Source organism: Streptomyces sp. LMG1-1-1.1 (assembly GCF_040815545.1).
Classification (GTDB): Bacteria; Actinomycetota; Actinomycetes; order Streptomycetales; family Streptomycetaceae; genus Streptomyces.
The window spans coordinates 206956-224853 of the sequence record NZ_JBFPNH010000098.1 but is presented as its reverse complement, the minus strand read 5'-3'; the positions used below and the strand labels follow the sequence as shown (position 1 = coordinate 224853).

Annotated in this window: 12 protein-coding genes and 2 pseudogenes; 3 read left to right on the top strand and 11 right to left on the bottom strand. The window is 76.1% G+C overall.

What is annotated here, in order from left to right:
• The 5 genes and pseudogenes from MRBLMG1_RS37230 to MRBLMG1_RS37210 form a co-directional block, all read right to left on the bottom strand.
• Window positions 1–1679, bottom strand: a pseudogene (locus MRBLMG1_RS37230) (hypothetical protein); the annotation flags it as partial.
• A gap of 66 nt (window positions 1680–1745) precedes the next feature.
• Window positions 1746–2660 carry a hypothetical protein gene (locus tag MRBLMG1_RS37225; protein WP_367828575.1) on the bottom strand — a complete coding sequence of 305 codons (915 nt, stop codon included), beginning with the start codon at window positions 2658–2660 and terminating at the stop codon, window positions 1746–1748.
• Entirely contained in the window at window positions 2657–3382 is a 726-nt protein-coding gene (locus MRBLMG1_RS37220; protein ID WP_367828574.1) for a hypothetical protein, read from the bottom strand. The genes MRBLMG1_RS37225 and MRBLMG1_RS37220 overlap by 4 nt, the downstream gene beginning before the upstream one ends.
• Window positions 3379–4923, bottom strand: coding sequence for a hypothetical protein (locus tag MRBLMG1_RS37215; protein ID WP_367828573.1), 1545 nt, complete (start codon window positions 4921–4923; stop codon window positions 3379–3381). The genes MRBLMG1_RS37220 and MRBLMG1_RS37215 overlap by 4 nt, the downstream gene beginning before the upstream one ends.
• 144 nt (window positions 4924–5067) lie before the next feature.
• The gene (locus MRBLMG1_RS37210) at window positions 5068–5787 is read right to left on the bottom strand and encodes a GntR family transcriptional regulator (RefSeq protein ID WP_367828572.1); all 720 of its coding nucleotides are present in this window, start codon (window positions 5785–5787) and stop codon (window positions 5068–5070) included.
• Between the two features lie 143 nt (window positions 5788–5930).
• Here MRBLMG1_RS37210 and MRBLMG1_RS37205 point away from each other — a divergent pair, with 143 nt between their 5' ends.
• From MRBLMG1_RS37205 to MRBLMG1_RS37195, 3 genes are read left to right on the top strand one after another with little or no spacing between them, the layout of a single operon-like run.
• Window positions 5931–6695 carry a LamB/YcsF family protein gene (locus MRBLMG1_RS37205; protein WP_367828571.1) on the top strand — a complete coding sequence of 255 codons (765 nt, stop codon included), beginning with the start codon at window positions 5931–5933 and terminating at the stop codon, window positions 6693–6695.
• Window positions 6692–7381: a 5-oxoprolinase subunit B family protein gene (locus MRBLMG1_RS37200; RefSeq protein WP_367828570.1), complete on the top strand. Its 690-nt coding sequence runs from the start codon at window positions 6692–6694 to the stop codon at window positions 7379–7381. The genes MRBLMG1_RS37205 and MRBLMG1_RS37200 overlap by 4 nt, the downstream gene beginning before the upstream one ends.
• Entirely contained in the window at window positions 7378–8241 is an 864-nt protein-coding gene (locus tag MRBLMG1_RS37195; RefSeq protein ID WP_367828569.1) for a biotin-dependent carboxyltransferase family protein, read from the top strand. Before MRBLMG1_RS37200 ends, MRBLMG1_RS37195 begins: the two co-directional genes overlap by 4 nt.
• A 45-nt stretch (window positions 8242–8286) precedes the next feature.
• Here the strand turns inward: MRBLMG1_RS37195 and MRBLMG1_RS37190 are convergent, their stop codons facing one another.
• The 6 genes and pseudogenes from MRBLMG1_RS37190 to MRBLMG1_RS37165 form a co-directional block, all read right to left on the bottom strand.
• Window positions 8287–11886, bottom strand: a complete 3600-nt coding sequence (locus tag MRBLMG1_RS37190) for a hydantoinase B/oxoprolinase family protein (RefSeq protein WP_367828568.1) — start codon at window positions 11884–11886, stop codon at window positions 8287–8289.
• Between the two features lie 335 nt (window positions 11887–12221).
• Window positions 12222–13040, bottom strand: a pseudogene (locus tag MRBLMG1_RS37185) (SGNH/GDSL hydrolase family protein); the annotation flags it as partial.
• The gene (locus MRBLMG1_RS37180) at window positions 13037–14275 is read right to left on the bottom strand and encodes a glycosyltransferase (RefSeq protein WP_414721721.1); all 1239 of its coding nucleotides are present in this window, start codon (window positions 14273–14275) and stop codon (window positions 13037–13039) included. The pseudogene MRBLMG1_RS37185 and the gene MRBLMG1_RS37180, both read right to left, overlap by 4 nt.
• Window positions 14272–15393 carry a glycosyltransferase family 4 protein gene (locus MRBLMG1_RS37175; protein WP_367828567.1) on the bottom strand — a complete coding sequence of 374 codons (1122 nt, stop codon included), beginning with the start codon at window positions 15391–15393 and terminating at the stop codon, window positions 14272–14274. Before MRBLMG1_RS37175 ends, MRBLMG1_RS37180 begins: the two co-directional genes overlap by 4 nt.
• Before the next feature lie 236 nt (window positions 15394–15629).
• Window positions 15630–17045: a HEAT repeat domain-containing protein gene (locus MRBLMG1_RS37170; RefSeq protein ID WP_367828566.1), complete on the bottom strand. Its 1416-nt coding sequence runs from the start codon at window positions 17043–17045 to the stop codon at window positions 15630–15632.
• 255 nt (window positions 17046–17300) lie between these two features.
• Window positions 17301–17693 (bottom strand): ankyrin repeat domain-containing protein, encoded by a 393-nt coding sequence (locus MRBLMG1_RS37165; RefSeq protein WP_367828565.1) that lies wholly within the window; start codon window positions 17691–17693, stop codon window positions 17301–17303.
• Window positions 17694–17898 lie beyond the last annotated feature (205 nt).

Below are 17898 nucleotides of genomic sequence, written 5' to 3'. Positions count from 1 at the left end.
GCCGCCGTGCGGGCGGCCTCGCGGGCCGCGTCCCAGGCGGCGACCGTGGTCTTCTCCGCGTCGCTCGCGGCGAGGGCGGCGCGGGCCGGGTCGGCGTCGGGCGCGGAGTCGTCGAGCCAGCCGGCCCGTACGGCCTCGGCGGTCTCCTGCTCGACCTCGGCGAGCCGCTGGCGGAGGTGGCCGGCCTCGCTGCGGGCCCGCTGGGCCTCGGTGGCGGCGGCGGTGGCGTCGCGGTGGGCGGTCTCGCCGACCTCCTGGAGCGCGGTGGAGCGCTCCTCCTCCTCGGCCGCGCGGCGCTCGCCCTCCTCGGCGGCGGTGGCCAGGGCCCGTACGAGATCGGCGGCGGCCTTGGCCCGGGCCGCGAGGGCGGGGGCGGCGTCCCGCTCGGCCTCGCGGATGGCGGCGGCCACGCGCGCGGAGCGGTCGCCGGCGGCGCGGTGGCGGAGGACCGCCTCGGCGGCCTGCCAGGCGGAGTGCAGGGTGCGGGCTTCGGTGAGTTCGCGGCGCTGGGAGGCCGCGCCCTTCTCGCCTGCGGTCAGGGCCAGGGAGGCGTGCCGGTAGGCGAGTTCGGCGGCGATGAGGGAGCTGCGGCCGCGGGCGGTCTCGGCCGCGTCGACGGCGTGCGCGGCGGAGGTGACCTGCTGGGCCAGCTCGGCCCCGCGGCCGCGCTCCTCGGCGGCGCGGGCGGAGAGCCTGCGGGCGAGGGTACGGGTGCGCCGGTCGGCGCCCGCGTGGACGTCGCGCGCGTGGGACCGGGTTCCGGCGGCGTCGACGATCCGGCCGAGGAGGTCCACCGAGCCGGCCGTGAAGTCGCGCTCGGCGGTCAGTTCGGCGCGGCGGCCCAGCTTGTTGCCGAAGCCGCCGACCAGGTCGGCGAGACCGTCGGTGTCGCGGGTGTCGGTGACGGCGCGCAGCAGCAGGTCGGTGAAGTCGGAGTCCTTCTTGACCGCGAAGAGACCGGCGGCCTCACCCTCGTCGGCGTTCATCTCGCGCTGGTAGCGGAAGAGTTCCGGGTCGAGGCCGAGGTCGCCGAGGTGCTCGTTCCAGCGGTCGTGGATCTCCTCCCAGACCACCTCCAGGTGCGGGTACGCCTTGCCGGCCTCGGTGAGGGCGTCGCGGAAGCCCTTCATGGTGCGGCGGCGTCCGGTCGCGCCGGAGGCGCCCTCGACGGGCGGTCGGACCGAGGTCGCCTCGGCGACCGGGAGGTTGTCCAGGCTGAGTCCGGGGCCGGGACGGAACGAGTACCAGGCCTCGGCGAACTTCCGCGGGTCGTTGGAGACCTGGCGTCCGCGCCACTCGCTGGCCTTGCCGACGACGACGAGTTCGCCCGTGAGGGTGTGCTGCCACTCCAGGGCGACGTGCCCGCAGTCGTCGGCGAGGAGGAACTTGCGGAGCACGCCGGAGCTGGCGCCGCCCAGGGTGTTGCGGTGGCCCGGGAGCATGACCGAGAAGATCAGCTTGAGGAGGACGGACTTGCCGCCGCCGTTCTCCAGGAAGAGCACGCCCGCGGGGGCCGGGCGGCGCGGCGGGCCGACCGGCTCGTCCTCGAAGAACTCCGCCTGGGTGGGGGCGGGGTGGGGTACGGGTGCGCCGACCCCGCGCAGGTCCAGGACGGTGTCGGCGTAGCGCGCACCGGCGGGGCCGATGGAGTAGAGGCGGACCCGGGACAGCTCGTACATGGCGAGGGACTCTCGTGCTCGTCGTGCTCAGGAAGGTCGGTTGCGCGGGGAGGTCACGCGGGGCGGTCACGCATGGAACGGCAGGCCCGCGTCGGCGGCGAGTTCCAGGTCGTCGCCCTCGGGCGGCGGGAGGAGCGTCGCGGAACCGTCGCTGACGGGGACGACGCCGAGTTCCAGGAGTTCGGCCATGGCGGCCGAGCCGGCCATGTCGCGGACCTGGAGCTGGTAGCGGGCGGTGGTCCGGTACGAGCCGCCGCCCTCGTCGCCGGTGCGCTGGAGGAAGCCGGAGTCGGTGAGGAACGCGGCCGCCTTGCCGACGATGCCGGTGGTGGATCCGGCGAGTCTGCGGGCGTCCTTGGTGGCGCCGGTGGCGCTGCGCCGGGCGTAGATCCGCCAGGCCGCCTCCAGGCCGGGGGCGTCGGACGCCGGGTCGGTGTTCTCGCCCTGCTCCTCGGCGCGCTGCTCCAGGCGCAGGCAGGCCTGGCGCACGAAGGCGTCGACGCCGTTGACGGTGAGGCGGCCGATGTACGCGTCGTCGGCGAGGTCCTCCGGGCGGGGGAACGCCATCGCGGCGACGGCGAGGTGGGCCAGGCCGTGCAGGAACCGGTCGGCGGAGTCCGTGGAGGCGCGGCGCGCGTAGTCGCCCATGCGGACGGCGAAGACGGAGTCCTCGCCGGCGGTCACGGCCATCCCCGCGCGCGGGGAGACCTCGAGGACGATGAGGCCGAGGCCGGTGGCGACGGCGTCGGCGAGGCGCGCGAAGGCGGGGTCCTCGCGGTAGCGGCGGAGCAGCTCGGTGTACTCGGCGTCACGGGCCGGGAGCAGCTTCGGCTGGAGCCCGAAGGAGACGAGCCGGGCCGCGTCGGCGGCGTCCGCGGGGGTGACGGCGGACGCGCTGACGGCGCTGGTGGAGGGGGCCGGGGGCTGCGGGGGCTCCTGCTCGCTCCACGCGTCGGCGTACTCGGCGTGGGTTTCGCTCACGGCTGGGGCTCCTCGGTACGGCTCTCGGTCGGTACGGCTCCGGTGCCGGGTCGCGGCACGGGCAGCGGGACGGGGGTGACGGCCGCGGTGGCCGTGGAGGCCGGGCGGTCGACCGGTGCGGGCGGCTCGTCGGTCAGCCGCACGGCCCGTACGGACGGCATGCCCCCGCGCCGCGCCTGCGGAGCGCGTGCCGGCATCGCCACGGTGCCGAACCGCGGCCGGGTGCCGCCCTCCGCGGCGGGCTCGTCCCCCGCGCCGGATGCCCGCGGGGGCGTGGGCTCGGCGTCGCCGCGCCCGCCGGTCGGCGGGTGCACGAGCACGGCCCGCAGACGCGGACCGTCGGACGGCTCGGCCGCACGGGTTCGGACGGTCTCCTGGCGGGGTTCGGGTTCGGGGTCCTGGTCCGGCGCCTGGTCGGGCACCTGGTCCGGTTCCGGCTCCCGTACGGGGTCGGCAGCCGGCTCCTGTACGAGGTCGGCGGCCGGCTCCTGAACGGGTGCCGGTACGACGGCCGGTGCCGGAACGACGGCCGGTGCCGGAACGACGGCGGGTGCCGGTTCCGGTCCGCGTGCCGGTTCGGCGTCGCGTCCCGTCGTGTCGGCGGGGGCCGGCTGGTGTGCCTGCTCGGTCGTGGCCGTCGGTTCGGGGGCGGGTGCCTGCGCGGGTACGGCGGGGAGGGTGGTGTCGGGGGCGGGCACGGGGGCCTGCGGGACGAGGGTCACGAAGCCTCCGTGCGGTCGGCGGCCATGCCCGCCGCGTCGAGCAGCGCCGTACCGACGATGAGGTCGGCACCGCCGAACTCGGGGTCGTCGAGGGGGGTGCCGTCGTCGACGGCGAAGAGGAGCCGCTCCTCGCCCTGCCGGTAGGCGGTGCCGACCGGGGGGCTGGCCGCGTGGACGGCGAGGAGGGCGACCAGGTAGGGCAGGTCGGGGTCGAGGCGGCGGGCGTCGGCGAGCAGTCCGGAGAGGCGGCGCGGGGCGTCGTGCTCCAGGTCGAGCAGGCGCTGGGCGCTCGCGAGCTGCTCCTCGCTGAAGCGGGAGTCGTCGGGCGTGGCGATCAGGTCGGGCTCGGGCATCTCCGCGCCGAGGTGCTCGCGCTCCACGGGCGGGGTGAGCAGCAGGTCGACGAGATCGCCGAGGCGGACGGAGGCGGGGGTGCGCAGTCCGGTGCCGCGGGCGAAGAAGGCGTCGGTGACCCGGGTGGCCTGCTCGACGGGGAGCGGCAGCACGGGGGCGACGAGCTGCCCGTACAGGTCGAGTCCGGTGTACATGGCCGGGGCGGCGAAGGCCTGCCGGTCCTGCTCGGCGCGGAAGAGGGGGCCGGCCTCCAGGAGCCGCGACTGGAGCTGGGTGTGGCGCCGGATGCAGTCCTTCACTATGTCGACGAGCTCGGCGGCGCGCCGCTTGTGCTCGGCCGTCTTGGCGTCGGAGGTGGCCTCGGCCTCGTCGCGGGCGCGGCGGATGTTGGTGAGGATCGCGTTCTCGTGGCGGTAGCGGTCGGCCACGTGGTCGAGCGCCTCGGCGATCATGTCGGGGACGGTGTTGAGCCAGTCCACCGCGCGGACGTTGCGCCGGGTGGCCTCCAGGGTCTTGCGGAGGACCTCGGCGTACTGCACGGTCCGGTAGCGCGCCTGCTCGGCGGCGAGCTGGGCGTCGGCGAGGCGGCCCCGGTTGATGAGGACCTCCAGCTTCACCTCGGCGGCGATCTGGGCGCTGGTGACGTCGGTGTCGAGGGCGCCGACGAGGACGTTGACCGCTTCGTCGGTGGTGCGGAGGTAGACGCCGCCGCCGTATCCCGGGACCTCTTCGATGAGCTTGAAGTCGTAGTCCCTGCGCACGTAGACCCCGTCGGTCCCGAAGGTGCCGTAGACCGCGCGGAAGCCGCGGTCGACGCTGCCGACGTTGATGAGGTTCTCCAGGACCCAGCGGGCCACCCGCTCGTGTTCGGCGGCGGGGCGGGTGGGGGCCTGGGCGGCGACGCGGGGCAGCAGGCGGGCGACGATCTGCTCGTGGTCGGCGCCGGTGTCGAAGTCCATGTTCAGCGTGATGAGGTCGATCGCGGCGAGGGCCACCTCGGCCATCGCGTAGACCGTGTACTCGCCGGCCAGGTTGGCCTTGCGCGCGTCGAGGTCGTGCAGCGGGGCGGTGCACGCGAGCGCGCGGAGGCGGCGCGCGAGCCCTTCGTCGGCGGCCGGACCCTGCGCGGGCCGCGGCCCCGCGCTGAGCTGGGGCGGAGCGAGGTCCGTCGAGGCAGGCGAAGTCACGGTGGACAGATTAGGTCCTCGAACTGACAACGGTCGAAACGGCGCAGATGCGACCGGGCTCCCGGAGGGCGGACGGCGGGGCCCCGGAAGGCCTGCCGGCGGGGCGGCACGGGCCTGATCGCGGGCTTCCGGAGTGCCCGGAGGTCAGTCGGCCGGGGCGGTCGGGGCGTCGACGGCGCGGGCGTACGCGGCGGTGACACGGGTGCGGGACTCGTCGAGGTAGCGGGCCAGGAGCCGTTCGGCGGTGATCCGCTCGCCGGCCCGCAGGGCGTCCAGGATCTCCCGGTTCCGCACGAGGTACGGCTCGTGCAGGGCGCGCGGGTCGTCGACCACGTGGAAGGCGAGGCGGAGCTCGGCGAGGACGCTGCGCATCAGCTCGTCGGTACGGGCGCTGCCCGCGAGGGCGACGAGCTCCCGGTGGAAGTGGATGTTGGCCGTGGAGACGCCGTTCCAGTCGTCGGCGTCGGCCGCGGCCTCGCCCGCGGAGACGGCGCCGACGAGGCCGTCGAGGGAGTACGGAGGCTGCCCGAGGCCCCGTACGACGGCGCACTCGACGAGTCCTCGGATGCGGTAGATGTCGTCCACGTCACCGACGGCGAGGATCCGGACGAAGACGCCCCGGTTGAGTTCGTGGACGAGCAGCCGCTCGTGGGTGAGGAGCCGGAAGGCCTCCCGGAGTGTGTTGCGGGACACGCCGAGGGCGCCGCCGATGCCGTCCTCGGAGAGCCGCGTGCCGGGCGGGAAGTAGCCCTCCGCGATCCGCGTCCGCAGGATGTCCGCGACCCGCTCCGCCGTGCTGGTGCGCCCGAGCAGCGCGCGGTCGTCCGCCAGTCCCCCGGCCTCGAGGGTCGCGTTCGCGTCCACGGCGTCCCTTCCCTTCCTCGTGTCCGCGGCCGAGTCAACCCCAGATGCGGGGAGGCGACAACATGCCTCTTGTTGGATTGTTGAACGATCCTTTATTTTGACCGCTACCGGACCTCCGCCGGCACGGGAAAGGGACACGGGACATGGACTCGTCCTCGATCGACCTGAACGCCGACCTCGGCGAGGGCTTCGGCCGCTGGACGCTGACCGACGACGAACAGCTCCTGTCCGTCGTCACCAGCGCCAACGTGGCCTGCGGCTTCCATGCCGGGGACGCGGCCACCATGCGGCGGGTGTGCGAGCTCGCGGCCGAGCGGGGGGTAAGGATCGGGGCCCAGGTGTCCTACCGGGACCTGGCCGGCTTCGGGCGGCGGCCGATGGACGTCCCGGCCGCGGAGCTGGCCGCCGAAGTGGCGTACCAGATCGGCGCCCTCGAGGTGTTCGCGCGGGCCGCGGGGTCGCGCGTCGCGTACGTGAAGCCGCACGGCGCCCTCTACAACCGGGTGGTCCGCGACGCGCCGCAGGCGGCGGCGGTCGTCGAGGGCGTACTGCTGGCGGACCGGACGCTGCCCGTCCTCGGCCTGCCGGGGTCGCGGCTGCACGAGGCCGCGGCGGAGGCCGGGCTGCCGGTCGTGACCGAGGCCTTCGGCGACCGGGCCTACCTGGCGGACGGGTCCCTGCTGCCACGCGGGCAGGAGGGGGCCGTCGTCGCCGACCCGGCCGAGGTGGTGGAGCGGTCGGTGTCCATGGCCCGGTTCGGGGTCGTGACGGCGCACTGCGGCACCTCCGTCGCCGTCCGGGCCCGGTCACTGTGCCTGCACGGCGACACCCCCGGCGCGGTCGACCTCGCCCGGCGGGTCCGGGAACGCCTTGAGCGGTCCGGCGTACGGGTGGAGGCCTTCGCGTGACCGCCGCGGGCCCTCGGGTCCTGCGGGTGGGCGAGCGGGCGCTCCTGGTGGAGCTGGGCACCGGCGAGCGGACGGAGGCGTTCCACGCCGAGCTGCTGCGCCGGCGTGCGGCCGGTGCGCTGCCCGCCGTACGCGAGATCGTGCCCGCCGCGCGGACCGTCCTGCTCGACGGGGTGGCGGACCCCGACCGGCTGGCGGCCGAGCTGCCCGGCTGGGAGGTGGGGCCGCTCCACGCGCGTGCGGGCGGGACGGTGGAGGTGCCGGTCCGCTACGACGGGCCCGACCTCGCGGAGGTCGCCGCCCTGTGGGGGGTGTCCGCCGACGAGGCGGTGCGGATCCACACGGCGGCCGGGTTCCGGGTCGCCTTCTGCGGGTTCGCGCCGGGCTTCGGCTATCTGACGGGGCTCGACGAGCGGTACGAGGTGCCGCGGCGGGCCACGCCCCGTACCGCCGTCCCGGCCGGCTCGGTCGCCCTCGCGGGGCCCTACACCGGCGTGTACCCGCGCTCCTCCCCCGGCGGCTGGCAGCTGATCGGCACCACGGACGCCGTGCTCTGGGACGCCTCCCGGGAGCCGGCCGCGCTCCTCGCGCCCGGCACCCGGGTCCGGTTCAGGGCGGTGGACGTCGCGTCCGCCGACGGCACCACCGGGGTCACCGCGCGCGTGGCGGCGGAGGGCGGGCGATGAGCGACCGAGCCGTCGCCGTGGTCCGGGCCGGGGCCCTGACGACCGTGCAGGACCTGGGGCGCACCGGGTACGCGCACCTCGGCGTGCCGCGTTCCGGCGCGCTCGACCCGGCCGCCGTACGGCTCGTCAACCGGCTCGTCGGCAACGCGGAGTCGGCGGCGGTCCTGGAGACCACCGTCGACGGCTGCGCGCTGCGGCCCCGGAGCGCGGTGACCATCACGGTCGGCGGCGCGCCGTGCCCGGTGCGGGTGGACGGGCGCCCGGCGGCCTGGGGAACCGGCGTCCGGGTGGCGGCCGGTGCCGTCGTGGACATCGGCGCCGCCGTACGCGGACTGCGCTCGTACGTGGCGCTCGGCGGCGGGATCGGCGTCGAGCCGGTCCTCGGCAGCCGCTCCACCGACCTGCTGTCCGGGCTCGGCCCCGAGCCGCTGACGGAGGGGGCGGTCCTGCCGCTGGGCGCGGAGACGGCCGTACGCGGGCCGGTCGACGCTCCGCCCTGGCCGGGCCCCCCGGACGAACTCGTCCTGCGCGTCCGGCTCGGGCCCCGCGACGACTGGTTCACGGCCGCCGCCCTCCGCGCCCTCGCCACGCGCGCGTACCGGGTGTCCCCGGCGAGCAATCGGATCGGACTGCGGCTCGAAGGGCCGGCCCTGGAACGGGCCGTGCCGGGTGAGCTGGCGAGCGAGGGCATGGTCCTCGGCGCGGTCCAGGTCCCGCCGGACGGGCGCCCGGTGGTCTTCCTCGCGGATCATCCGACCACCGGCGGCTACCCGGTCGTCGGGGTGGTCCGGGAGGCCGATCTGGGCGCGGCGGCGCAGGCGGTCCCGGGGACGTCCGTGCGGTTCGTGCCGGTGCGGTGAGCGGCGTGGCCGGCCGCCCGGGCACGCGTGCGCGGCCGTGAGGCCTCACTCGTCCTTCGGCGGCGGGCCGTAGCCTCCGCCGCCGGGGGTGCGCAGGACCAGGACGTCGCCGGGGCCCACCTCGGTGGTGGCGGCTCCGCCGAGGTGCTCGACCGTGCCGTCGGCCCGCTCCACGAAGTTCTCGCCGAGGGCGCCCGGTTCCCCTCCGGCCATGCCGTACGGGGGGACCTTGCGGTGGCCGGTGAGGAGGGCCACCGTCATCGGTTCCAGGAAGCGGAGGCGCCGCTCCACGCCGTGGCCGCCGCGCCAGCGGCCGCGCCCGCCGCCGTCCTCCCGTACCGCGAAGGAGTCGACCCGGACGGGGTGGCGCCACTCCAGGATCTCGGGGTCGGTGAGCCGGGAGTTGGTCATATGGGTCTGGACGGCGTCGGCGCCGTCGAATCCGTCCCCGGCGCCCGAGCCGCTCGCGACCGTCTCGTAGTACTGGACGCGCGCGTTGCCGAAGGTGACGTTGTTCATGGTGCCGGAGCCCTCGGCCTGGACGCCGAGGGCCGCGTACAGGGCGCCCGTGACGGCCTGGGACGTCTCGACGTTCCCGGCGACGGTGGCGGCCGGATGGACGGGCGCGAGCATCGAGCCGGGCGGGACGCGGATCTCCAGGGGCTCCAGGCAGCCGCTGTTGAGCGGGATGTCCTCGTCGACGAGGGTGCGGAAGACGTACAGGACGGCGGCCATGACGACGGCGGTGGGCGCGTTGGCGTTGCCGGGCAGCTGCGGCGAGGTGCCGGTGAAGTCGAGGACGGCGGAGCGCCGTTCGCGGTCGACGCGGACGGCGACCGCGATGACCGCGCCGCCGTCGGTCTCGTAGCGGTACGCGCCGTCGTGGAGGCGGGCGACGATGCGGCGGACGGACTCCTCGGCGTTGGCGCGGACGTGGCGCATGTAGGCCCGGACGACGTCGAGCCCGAACTCGTCGACCGCCCGGCGCAGTTCCTCGATGCCCTTCTCGTTGGCGGCGATCTGGGCGCGGAGGTCGGCGAGGTTGGTGTCGGGATCGCGGGAGGGGTGGCGGGCGCCGGTGAGTAGGGCCCGGGTCTCGGTCTCGCGCAGTCGGCCGTCCCGGACGAGCAGCCAGTTGTCGAAGAGGACGCCTTCCTCGTCGACGGTCCGGCTGAAGGCGGGCATGGAGCCGGGCGTCATGCCGCCGATCTCGGCGTGGTGGCCCCGTGAGGCGACCAGGAAGCGGAGTTCGTCGCCGGTGTCGTCGAACACCGGGGTGACGACGGTGACGTCGGGCAGGTGCGTCCCGCCGTGGTACGGGTCGTTGACGGCGTAGACGTCGCCGGGGCGCAGGTCGTCCCCGCGCCGCCGCAGGACCTCCTTGATGGACTCGCCCATGGAGCCGAGGTGGACGGGGATGTGGGGCGCGTTGGCGATGAGGTTGCCCTCGGCGTCGAAGAGGGCGCAGGAGAAGTCGAGGCGTTCCTTGATGTTGACCGACTGGGCCGTGTTCTCGAGGCGGACGCCCATCTGCTCGGCGATGGCCATGAAGAGGTTGTCGAAGACCTCCAGGAGGACGGGGTCGACGTCCGTGCCGGCGGCCACGCGCGCGGGGCGGGCGGTGACCCGGTGCAGGAGGAGGTGGCCTCCGTCGTTCGCGGTGGCCCGCCAGCCGGTGTCGACGACGGTCGTGGCGTCGGCCTCGGTGATGAGCGCGGGGCCGTCCACTGCGTCGCCCGGCCGCAGGTCGTCGCGCCGGTGGAGCGGGGCGTCGCGGGCGGTGCCGCCGCTGTACATCCGTACGGTGGTGCCGGAGTCCGGCGGGGCGGGGCGTTCCGTCGGGTCGACGACCACCGGGCCGTGCGGACCGGCGGTGCCGACGGCCTCCACGGAGACGGCCTCGACGACGAGTTCCCGGTCCAGGGTGAAGGCGTACCGCGCCCGGTGGACCGCTGTGAACGCGGTTTTCATGGCTTCGGCGGGGCCGAGGTCCACCTGGAGGCCCGCGTCCGTGCCGGCGTATCGCAGGAGTACGCGTGCGTGGGTGCTGATCGCCTCGTCGGGCAGTCCGTCGGTGCGCAGCTCCTCCCGGGTCCGGTCGGCGAGTTCGTCGCAGAGCGCCGTCACGCGCGCGTGGGTCTCCGGGTCGTCGAGGGCGGCCTCGACGGACCGCTCCCGCATGGCGGCGGCGTCGGCGAGACCGATGCCGTACGCGGAGAGCACTCCGGCGAGCGGGGGGACGAGGACGGTGTCGATGCCGAGGGCGTCGGCGACGGCGCAGGCGTGCTGGCCGCCGGCGCCGCCGAAGCTGGTGAGGGCGTACCGGGTGACGTCGTGGCCGCGCTGGACGGAGATCTTCTTGACCGCGTTGGCCATGTTGAGGACGGCGATCTCCAGGAAGCCCGCCGCGACCTCCTCGGGGGTGCGGCCGTCGCCGATGTCCGCGGCGAGGTCCGTGAACCGCCGCCGCACGACCTCCGCGTCCAGGGGGCGGTCCCCGGTCTCGCCGAAGACGGCCGGGAAGTGGGCCGGCTGGACGCGGCCCAGCATCACGTTGGCGTCGGTGACGGTGAGCGGGCCGCCGCGGCGGTAGCAGGCGGGGCCGGGGACGGCGCCGGCCGAGTCGGGGCCCACCCGGAAGCGGCGGCCGTCGTAGTGGAGGACGGAGCCGCCGCCCGCCGCGACGGTGTGGATGCTCATCATCGGGGAGCGCATCCTCACCCCGGCGACCTGGGTGCCGAGTTCGCGCTCGAAGGTCCCGGCGTAGTGCGACACGTCGGTGGAGGTGCCGCCCATGTCGAAGCCGATGACCCGGTCGTGTCCCGCCGCCGCCGAGGTGCGGACCATGCCGACGACGCCGCCCGCGGGACCGGACAGGACGGCGTCCTTGCCCCGGAAGTGGGCCGCCTCGCGCAGTCCGCCGTTGGACTGCATGAACATGAGGCGGATGCCGGCGAGTTCGCGGGCGACCTCGTCGACGTACCGGCGCAGGGTCGGGGAGAGATAGGCGTCGACGACGGTGGTGTCCCCGCGCGGGATCAGCTTGATGAGCGGGCTGACCTCGTGCGAGCAGCTGACCTGGGTGAAGCCGGCGGCGCGGGCGGCCGTCGCGACGCGGGTCTCGTGCTCGGGGTGGCGGTAGCCGTGCAGAAGCACCACGGCGGCGGAGCGGAAGCCGTCGCGGTGGGCGGCGGCGAGCGCCTCGGCGACGGCCGGCCCGTCCAGGGGGCGGACGACCCCGCCGTGGGCGTCGATCCGCTCGGGGACCTCGATCACGCGCGCGTGGACCGGCTCGGGGAGCACGATGCGGCGGTCGAAGAGCCGGGGCCGGCTCTGGTAGGCGATGCGGAGGGCGTCGCGGAAGCCCTCGGTGACGAGGAGGACCGTCGGTTCGCCGCGCCGCTCCAGGAGGGCGTTGGTGGCGACCGTGGTGCCCATCTTCACGACGGCGACCCGGTCGGCGGGTACGGGTTCGTCGGGTCCCAGGCCGAGCAGGAGGCGGATGCCCGCGACGGCGGCGTCCTGGCGCCGCGCGGGGTCGTGGGAGAGCAGCTTGCGGGTGACGAGCCGGCCGTCGGGCCGCCGCCCGACGACGTCGGTGAAGGTGCCGCCCCGGTCGATCCAGAACTCCCAGCGCCCGTCCATGTCCCCATTGTGGCCGCGAGGGCGGCTGCGAGCTCGGCCTCCGCGCGCGCGTCGAGGGGTGCGCCGCCGGTGCCGTCGGCCCAGTGGCGCAGTTCGGCACCGGCGAGCAGGACGAGCTGCGGCAGCAGGTCGCGACTGCGCCGCAGGACCCAGCCGGTGCCCGCGGTGGCGAGCCAGCACAGGGTCTCGGCCCTGGTCGGCGGCGGCTGGGCCGGTTCCCGCGCGGGCGGCACTCCGTGCGCGAGCCCCCGAGCGGCGAGGAGCCGGTGGAAGCCCGCCGCGACGGCACGGTGGCCCCGCTCGCCGGGGTGGAGCCGGTCGGCGCTCCACAGGGTGCGGTCGTCGGTCCAGGCGGGGTCGGCGAGGTGCAGGTGGACGGCTCCGTACCGGGCGGAGAGCGCGTGGACGACGACGTTGACGGAGCGCTGCCGGCGGGCCAGCGGCCGTGCCAGGGGCGGCGGCAGGCCGAGCATCCGGCCGGGGTCGGGGAGGCAGGCGGTCAGGAGTACGGCTCCGGCGGCGTCGAGGTCCGCGCAGACCCGGTCGAGGCGGCGGGCGAGGAGCGCGATGTCGAAGGTGCGGCGCAGGGTGTCGTTGACTCCGACCACGACGGAGGCGAGGTGCGGCCGGAAGGCGAGGGCGCGGGTGGCCTGGTCGCCCTCGACGTCCGCGCTGAGGGCCCCGCCGGCGGCGAGGTTCAGGAGCTCCGTCCGCCGCCCCTCGGCCACGAGGCCCTCGGCGAGCAGCGCCGCCCATCCCCGCCAGGCCCCGTCCACCCGGTCGCCGACCCCCTCGCTGAGCGAGTCGCCCAGGACCGCGAACCTGAGCGGCCCCGCGGCGCCCGGGCCGCTCAGGTCGGCGATGGCGGGTGTGGGCACGGGGGCGGGGGCGGGGGCGGGCGCAGAAGCGGGCGCGGAGGCTGGTACGGGCACGGCGGCGGGCACGCGGGCAGGGGCGGGTACGGGCACAGAAGCGGGCACGGCGGCTGGTACGGGCACGGCGGCGGGCGCGGGGGCGGGCACGCGGGCAGGGGCGGGGGCGGGCGCAAGAGCGGGGCCTGGCCTGGGGCCGGGGGCGACCGCCCCGGCCCCGGCCCCGGTCCCGCCTCCGACGAGACCCTCCCCCGACCCGCGGCCCGCGGCACTCCCGTTCATCGGCGGGTCTCCTCGGGCCGTCGGGCGCCGGGGGCCGGGAGGGCGTCGTGGGCCCGGAGGAAGGCGGCGACGGAACGGTCCCAGGAGAAGGCTTCCGCACGCGCGCGTGCGGCCCGCCGCCGGTCGGTCTCCGGTAGGGCGAGGACGCCCCGGACCGCGGTGGCGAAGGCGGCCGGGGTGTCGGCCGCGGAGGCGCCGGCGGTGCCGACGACCTCGGGCAGTGCGGAGGAGGCGCTGGCGACGACCGGGGTGCCGCAGGCGAGGGCTTCGAGGGCGGAGAGGCCGAACGTTTCCGCGGGCCCCGGCGCCAGGCACACGTCGGCGGCCGCCTGGAGGTCGGCCAGGGCCTCCCGGTCGGCGACGTGCCCGAGGAACCGCACCGGAAGGCGCCGCTCGCGGGCCCGTCGCTCCAGGGTGCCCCGCAGCGGCCCGTCGCCCGCGACCACGAGCGTCGCGGCGATGCCCGCGACCCGCAGCACCTCCAGGGCGTCCAGGGCGGTGCCGGGCCGCTTCTCGACGGAGAGGCGCGAGCACAGCAGGAGCACCACCCGCTGCCCGTCCGCGTACCGGGCGCGCAGCACGGTGCTGCGGCGGCCGGGCCGGCAGCGGTCCAGGTCCACGCCGAGCGGGGCCCGTACGACGTTGCGGGCCCCGATCCGTACGAACTCGCGCTCCGCCCACTCCGTCGTGCAGACGATCCGCGCGAAGGCCCAGGCCGTGCGGCGGTTGAGCCGGTCCGCGGCGCGGGACGCGAGGGCCGGCGGCACGCCCCAGGTGCGGAGCACCCCGTCCGCGGTCTCGTGGGAGACCATGACCGCCGGTACGCGGGCGCGTCGGGCCCACTCCCCCGTCCAGCGGAGGGTCGTGCGGTCCGAGACCTCGATCCGGTCGGGGGCGAGCTCGTCGAGGAGCCTGCGCACCCGGCGCCGGTCGGCGAGGACGCGGTAGCCGCCGGTGCCGGGCAGGACGGGTCCGGGCAGGGTGACGATCCGGCCCTGTTCGGTGAGGTGGTCGCTCGCGACGTCGCCGGGGACGACGAGGACCGGTTCGTGCCCGGCCTCCAGGTATCCGCGGCCGAGCCGGTCGAGGGCGGTGCGCAGGCCGCCCGACGTGGGGGTCACGAAGTTGGCGAGGCGCACGATCCGGAGGCCGCCGCCCGGTGCGGAGCCGGCGGCCCGGACGGCGGCGCCCGAGTCTTCGGCACGTGCGCCGTCGTCGGTGCGGAGTCCGTTCACGCCGCCACCGCCGTCCGCTCGCGCAGGACCTCCAGGTAGTGCCCTATCAGCTCGTCGCCGAGGGCTTCCCAGGTGCGGCCCTCGACGGCGGCCCGGCCGCTCCGGCCGTAGCCGGCGCGTCTCTCCGGTGCGGCGGCGAGCGAGGCGACGGCGGCTCGCAGCGCGTCCGGGTCGCGGGGCGGTACGAGGAGACCGGTCCGCCCGTGGTCGATCAGGTCCAGCGGCCCGCCGGCGGCGGGGGCGATCACCGGGACCCCGCTCGCCATGGCCTCCTGCACGGTCTGGCAGAAGGTCTCGTACGGACCGGTGTGGGCGAACACGTCGAGCGAGGCGAAGATCCGGGCGAGGTCGTCGCCGGTGCGGCGGCCGAGGAACCGGGCGCCGGGGAGCGAGGTGCGCAGGGCGGTTCCGCTCGGTCCGTCGCCGACGACCACGACCCGTACGCCGGGCAGCGCGCAGACGCCTGCGAGCAGGTCCACCCGCTTCTCGGGGGCGAGGCGGCCCACGTAGCCGACGAGGAGTTCCCCGCCGGGGGCGAGTTCGCGGCGCAGGGCCTCGTCGCGGAGTTCCGGGCGGAAGCGGGCGGTGTCCACCCCGCGCCCCCAGAGGCGGACCCGGCCGACGCCGTGGTCCGCCAGGTCGCGCGCGGCGGCGGACGACGGGGCGAGGGTCCGGTCGGCGGCGCCGTGCACGGCGCGGAGGCGCCGCCAGGCGGTGCCCTCGCCCGTCCCCACGTACGTGCGCGCGTAGCCGGCGAGGTCGGTCTGGTAGACGGCGACGGCGGGGATGCCGAGCCGGGCGGCGGCGGTCATGCCGCGCACCCCGAGGACGAAGGGTCCGGCGAGGTGGACGATGTCGGCGCGGTGCGCGGCGATGGCCGCGGCGACCCGGCGGCTGGGCAGGGCGACGCGTACCTGGGGGTAGCCGGGGAGGGGCAGGGAGGGCACCCGGACGACGGCGCAGGGCGCGTCGGCGTCCGCCGCCGGGTCGGCGACGGCGGGGGCGATGACGAGCGGGGCGTGGCCCCGCCGGGCGAGGTGGCGCGCGGTCTGCAGGGCGCAGTGCGCCACACCGTTGACGTCGGGAGGGAAGGATTCGGTGACGATGACGACACGCATACGGGTGTTGTCGTCGGACTTGGCGTGTACCCGCCGACGTCGATCTGGACGGGGAGGGAACGTCCCGTGAGCGTTTCCCGCCGGGGCCGGAAGGGCCGTCGGCCGCCCGGGGCGGGGCCTCGGTCGGCGGGTTCTCCGCCGCGGGCCGCGCCGCCCCGGGGCCGGGTGGCGGGTGGTGTGGTCGCGCAGGTCGGGCCGGGAGGGGTTGGTCTGACCTGTCGCTGACCCGGGCCGGGTCAGACCTGGAGGTCGGGCCCTATCCGGTTGCGCACCGCGGTCTGCACCTCGGCCTCCTCGGCCGGGTCTGCGGCGAGGCGGCGCAATCGCTCGGCGACGCGGACGTCACCGGTCTCGGCGTGCAGGGCCGCGACCTCGCGGGTGGTCTCCTCGCAGTCCCAGAGGCATTCGACGGCGAAGCCGGTCGCGAAGGTGGGGTCGGTGGCGGCGAGGGCGCGGGCCGTGCGGCCGCGCAGCTGGGAGGAGGAGGTCTCGCGGTAGACGTGGCGCAGCACGGGGGCCGCGCAGGCGATCCCGAGGCGGCCGGCTCCGTCGACGAGGACGGCGAGCTCGGGGGCGTCGGGTCCCGCGGAGCGTACGGTGCCGCGCAGCGCGCCGAGGACGAGCGTGGCGTCCTGGGCGGTGCCGCGGCAGGCGAGGACCTCGGCGGCGGCGACGCCGAGGGCGTCGGTGCGCCGGACCCACGCGCGGGCGCGGGCGACCGCGTCCTCGCCGCACATGCGCCGGTAGGCGGCGACGGCGGCTTCGGCGACGGCGGGGGAGTCCCCGTCGGCGGCGGCCTCGACGAGGTCGAGGACGGCGGGGTCCCGTGACGCGGCGAGGTGGTGCAGGGCGGCGCCCCGCGCTCCCGTGGCGCCGTCGCGGGCGGCGGCGAGGATTTCGGGCCGGTCCTCGGGGCCGGCGACGGCGGCGAGGCAGCGGGCGGCGGGGCCGTCGAGGACGGCACCGCGCTCGTACCCCTCCTGCGCCCAGTCGAGGACGGCGCGGACGCTCCAGCCGGGGCGGGGTCCGGCCGGGCTCATCTGGCGCTGCCAGCGGTCGAAGGAGCCCTGTTCCCGGGCAGCCCTGACGCGGGCGCCGACGGCGTCGCGCGGGTCCTCGGCCCACAGGCGCCAGGGGCGCGGCTCGTAGGCGTCGCGCACGGTGGCGGCCAGTTCGGCGTCGCCCTCCGGGCCGGCCGGGAAGCGGGCCAGTACGGGCAGGGCGAGCGCGCGGAGTCCGGCGTCGTCGTCGCGCAGGGCCAGCTCGTCCAGGGCCCAGGCCCAGTTGGTCCCGGTCGCGGCGTAGCGCCGGAGCAGGAGCACGGCGTCCTGGCGTCCGTAGGAGGCGAGGTGTCCGAGGACGGCAAGCGCGAGCCCGGTCCGGGACTCCTCGGTGTCGAGGTGGTCCTCGGCGCCGAAGAGGTGCGCCTGGATCTCGTCGAGACCTCCGTGGAGGTCCAGGTAGAGGCGGGCGTAGTACAGGGAGCGGTTCTCGACCTGCCAGTCGTGGCGGGGGTCGTCGAGAACGCAGTGGTTGAGGGCCGCGAGGGCCTCGGCGCGTGGCGCGGCGAGCGCGTGCAGGGTGCCGTCGCCGCGGCCCCGCTGCAGCAGGCCGAGCAGGGTGCCGCTCGGCGCTATGACTGGATCGAACATGGGAAGACGCCTCACATCAAGCTGTCGACACGACCGGGGGATACCGGGATGACCCGGGTCAGGCGGTACATCTCTGTACGCCTAGGCCGTGCGGCAGCATGTCGGGCCGCCCGTCGTCCTGCGCTTGCCAGTGATCATCTTCCTCTACCTCTCGTCGGTGGCCCGATTTGCCGGGCCCGACGTCATGATGACCCACCCATTTCGCCGCCGCGACCACATTTACGATGCCGCTCTCACCTGGGGTTCAGCGCCCGTTCACCGGGATCCGAACAGCTCGAGGAGTTCGGCCTTGCCGAACATGCGGGCGGTGTCGACGGCGGACGGAGTCCCGGCTTCCGGATTTGCGCCGCCGGCGAGGAGCGCACGGACCACCGCGTCCTCGCCCTTGAAGACGGCACCGGCGAGCGGGGTCTGGCCGCGGTCGTTGGCGCGGTCGGCGTCGGCGCCTCGCTCCAGGAGGGCGGAGACCGCGGCGGCGTGGCCGTGGTAGGCGGCGAGCATGACGAGGGAGTCGCCCTTGTCGTTGGTGAGGTCGGCGGGCACGCCCGCGTCCACGTAGGCGGCGAGGGCGGCGGCGTCACCCGTGCGCGCGAAGTCGAAGACCTTGGACGCCAGCTCGATGACCTCGGGGTCCGGAGTCTCGCTCATCGGGTGGGACCGCCTCTCCTGCTGTGTTGAGCGGCCGCGTGGACCACTGTTCCGACCTGCGCACGGCAAGCGCCGCCGTACGAGTGAATCGACAGGGTACTGCCCGTTCGGTGACATGACGGCGCCCGTCCACGGCAAAGATCACCGCAGCCCGCCCCCGGCCGGACCGCCGGTACGCCCCTCTAGCGCACCCCGGGCATTTCGC